Raw genomic sequence first — 4,114 nt, forward strand, 5'->3', positions numbered from 1 at the left:
ATCACAGCCACCGACTAAAATCCGCACGTCATCGGGTTGCGTCAAACTAATGCTAACGATCGTATTTAACGGCTCAAATTCGGTAGAATCATGCTCCTCTTGGACGCAGATCAAGCGCTGATTTCGAGGATCGATCGTCAAATCGGCGTAACGTTTATTTTTATCGTGAGTAAGTTGGCGAATCTGCTCCGGCTGTGGCGATCGTAAGTCCTGAATATATAGGCAATTGTCGGTAATATTACTAAAATACACGCAACCATCGACGACGGTATAGGCAGCGCCACCATACTCATGAACGCGATTGCGGACATTGTATCCCGATGGCGTCACATCTTCGCTCTGTCCATCAGCGGTGCGCCTAACTATGACACTGCGACCCGCTTCTTGCGGACGCGATTCTAACCAATAAATATCCGTACCATCTAAAACGATCGAACTTAAACCAATACTATCAGCGACGATCGCATCTGCCGTAATCGGTGATTTCCAAGAACCAAAGGGAGCTAGTTGCATGAGTTTCGATCGATGTAGAGGATGGTAGCAATCTTCAATACAATTGAGCTGGCACGCTGGCACCGCTCGGCATGACAATACCGACAAACTCGCATACTAAGGATTCTACCCGATCGTGTCGGAGCCTCATACCCTCGATCTTGGCAATTTAAGGAATTTTTTAATGGTTAGGGATAGGGAATAGGGGATAGAGGTAAGAGGTAAGAGGTAAGAGGTAAAAGGTAAGAGGTAAAAGGTAATGGGTAAAAGGTAATGAACGATTCTTCGTCTCCCAGTCTCCCAGTCTCCCAGTCCCCCCGTCCCCCATCTCCCATCTCCCATCTCTTGGATTTACGCTGCTCGTTACTAAAGCGCGAAGATTAGGGGCGATTGGGGTTGAAGATGTCGATGAGTTGCTGGGGATCTCTGCTGACTGATTGTGGTGATAGTCGTTCGTGAAAGAGTGTTTCGTAGAAAAAGCAAGCATAGCCGCTAAATCCCTGCTGGATAATTGAATTAACTTGCGATCCGATCGTGTCAGTTGCGATCGATCGCGTTCGCAATCCGGTTAAAATGCCGATGAGGGTAGGAATTTTGTGGTTGATCGCGCGTACTTCCGGTTTGGCTAACTCCCGATCGAATAGATCCAACCCGTCGCGATAAACTTGTAATACCAACTCATCGACTAATCCCAACTCGCACCACTTTTGCCAGTCTACTAAATAACGCCGTTTGGAAAAGTCTAGGGGATTGGGGGAAATTGAAATTTGACAATCGTGGCGGATTGCTTTGACTGAACTGACGATCTCTTGCAACAATGATGTCAACTGTCCCGCTCGCCAGTCATCCCACTGTCTACTACCAGAGTGGCTAAATAACTGTTGGGTAAATCGTTGGCGTAGCCTCTCCCCTGGAGAATCGTCACCCAGCTCGACTGGAAAGGCAAAATGGTCGTCTAATTGAATCCCTGCAACTGGATATCGCTTGACGACATCGGTAATTAGATCGACGATAAATTTACGGACTCGATCGTGACAGGGATTGAGCCAAACATGGGGATCTTTTTGACCGTTGGCACCTTGAATCCGCTGGGTATTGCCTTGCTTATCGCAGCTAAGTAAATCTGGATATCGACGGGCGATCGAGCTTTGAGGTGGTAGCATCAATCCATACTCAAACCACGGAATTACTCGGATGTTTAATGGTTGAGCTAACTCAATAATTTCTGTCAGTAAATCGCGTCCGACAAAAGGACTATTTGACAACACTAGCTCGCCAGTTAATTCCTGAGCTACTGGACTCGGATACAAAGTATAACCCCGTTGCCATACCGCCGGATAGATTGTATTAAATCCCAACTGTGCCAGACGTGCTAATCCGAGCGCTATATTGGCGCGAGAATTCATTACTTGACTATCGACATTAGTCAGCCAAACAGCTTTTCGCAATTCTAGATCCTCATCATAATAAAAGCTAGATAATCACAATTATCTAGCTCGATCTCGTTAGCAATATTGACTGAGTTCACCACTGAAATCCGTGTAATTTGGGTAAAGGTGCCGAGGCGGATGTCGCGCGTAACAAGCGGGGAATTATACCGCTATTGTAAACGCGAAACTCGCTCTTGACAGTCGCTTCCCGGTCGCGCACGGCTTGATTCATCACGACCGACCCATTTCGATCGGACACAGAGCGATGGAAGGTGCCCCTAGGAATCCGCAGAATCTCGCGATCGGTCTCCAAGCGCACAATATGATATGGGTAATTCCAGGTAAAATTCACCAGATAGAATGTCCGACCGCCAGATATGGCTAAGAGATTGTCCTCCTGGTGGGGATGGAGATAAAATTGCCAGTAGCCGCGATCGCTATCGGGTGGACTGATGGCTGGGCCTTGATGGACTACCAAATCCCGCACGTTGGATTCGGGAACGGTGATATCGAAGAAGCGCACGCTGGGCGTATCGCGAAACTTTTTGTAGCTGACCATTTCAAACACAATCGTACCTCACACAATAATCTGTCGTTTACTTATGAGCGTCGCACATTTAATTTTGGCAAAAGGTCAACTTTGAACAGTTTGACCCCACTAGTTCCGATCTTAAGACATTAAATCGCGATCGTGGGGATTTTTAAGAGGTAAGGGGTGAGGGGTAAGGAGTAAGAGGTAAGGAGTAAGAGGTAAGAGGTAAGAGGTAGGTTGGGTTGAGCCACAGCGAAACCCAACACACTCCACCAAAGTTCCTCTCATCCCTTCGACGATAGTTAATGTCGTCTAAGTTCCTCCGAGCGCCATAAAAATAGCGGCGCAATTTATGAATTGCGCCGCTATTTGGCATGTAAAATGTTGCAGATTAGTTACTGCTGGCTGCCGCATTCGGGACAGAACTTGTGATTGACCGTATGGATTGCACCGCAACTACGACAGTGAATCGAGAGGGCACCCGAACTCGCCCGTTTGGGTTTAGCTAGTCCGACCATTTCCGCATTGGACTTATTAGAAGGCACCATTGGGTAACAATTTTCATTGCGCTTGACTTGGGCATTGAGCAACACGGGGCCATCATGAGCTAACATAGCGGCGATCGCGTCTGGTAATCCTTCGCGACTATCTACTGTCATCCCCTTAATGCCATAAGCCTGCGCTAACAGCATGAAATCGGGCTGAGAGGGGGCCATTTCCGAAGAAGAGTAGTTTTCCTCATAAAAAGCTTCCTGCCACTGTCTGACCATGCCTTGCCAGCCATTATTGATAATGACAATCTTGACATTCAAACCGTATTGTTTGAGCGTGCCGAGTTCTTGAAGATTCATCTGGAAACTGGCATCGCCACTGATACAAATTACTTGCTCGTGGGGGAGTGCCATCTGTGCGCCCATCGCCGCAGGTACGCCAAAGCCCATCGTTCCCAAGCCCGCACTCGAAATCCAGTGTCGGGGGAGGTTATTGAGAAATTGCGCCGCCCACATTTGATGTTGACCGACATCGGTAGTGTAGTAAGCATCTGGCGCTTGACGGCGACATTCGACGACGACTTCTTGAGGTGCTAGTAAACCTTCATAGCTGGGTGCTACCAAAGGATTATCAGTGCGCCAACAGTCGATCGTTTCCAGCCAAGCTCTAGTCTGTTCTGGCTTGTTACCTAAGCCTAGTTCGCGTACCCGTTGGAGCAGTTGGATCAGGACTTGTCTGATATCGCCGACAATCGGGACATCTGGGGTGCGATTCTTGCCGACTTCCGCAGGATCGATGTCGATATGGATGACCTTGGCATCAGCCGCAAATCCTTCTAATTTACCCGTAACGCGATCGTCAAATCGCGCGCCGACAGCAATGAGTAAGTCGCAATCAGTGACCGCCCAGTTGGCATAAGCAGTACCGTGCATTCCCAGCATCCCGACTGAGAGCGGGTGCAGCTCATTAAAGGCACCTTTCCCCATTAGGGTAGTAGTGACTGGGAGTTGAAACAATTCGGCGAGTTGTTTGATTTCAGCATGAGCGCTGGCAGAAATCGCGCCACCGCCAACGTAGAGCAAGGGCTGACGACTTTTGGCAATCAGTTGAACTGCTTGATTGATTTGGCGGGGATTGCCGCGAACGGTGGGCTTATAGCCAGGGAGTT

General features: G+C 48.6%; 3 protein-coding genes and 1 pseudogene. All 4 read right to left on the minus strand.

Translation table 11 applies throughout. From position 1 onward, the window contains the following. Positions 1 to 513 (minus strand): annotated as a pseudogene (locus RMO52_RS04395) (S9 family peptidase); the annotation flags it as partial. A 359-nt stretch (positions 514 to 872) separates the two neighbouring features. Further along, positions 873 to 1,940 (minus strand): family 10 glycosylhydrolase, encoded by a 1,068-nt coding sequence (locus tag RMO52_RS04400; RefSeq protein WP_309743015.1) that lies wholly within the window; start codon positions 1,938 to 1,940, stop codon positions 873 to 875. A gap of 76 nt (positions 1,941 to 2,016) precedes the next feature. Then, positions 2,017 to 2,490: a redox protein gene (locus RMO52_RS04405; protein WP_309743017.1), complete on the minus strand. Its 474-nt coding sequence runs from the start codon at positions 2,488 to 2,490 to the stop codon at positions 2,017 to 2,019. Between the two features lie 359 nt (positions 2,491 to 2,849). Then, the coding region (locus tag RMO52_RS04410) for a thiamine pyrophosphate-dependent enzyme (protein WP_310411240.1) at positions 2,850 to 4,114 on the minus strand (1,265 nt) is incomplete at its 5' end.

The organism is Chamaesiphon sp. OTE_8_metabat_110 (assembly GCF_031382685.1).
Lineage (GTDB): Bacteria > Cyanobacteriota > Cyanobacteriia > Cyanobacteriales > Chamaesiphonaceae > Chamaesiphon.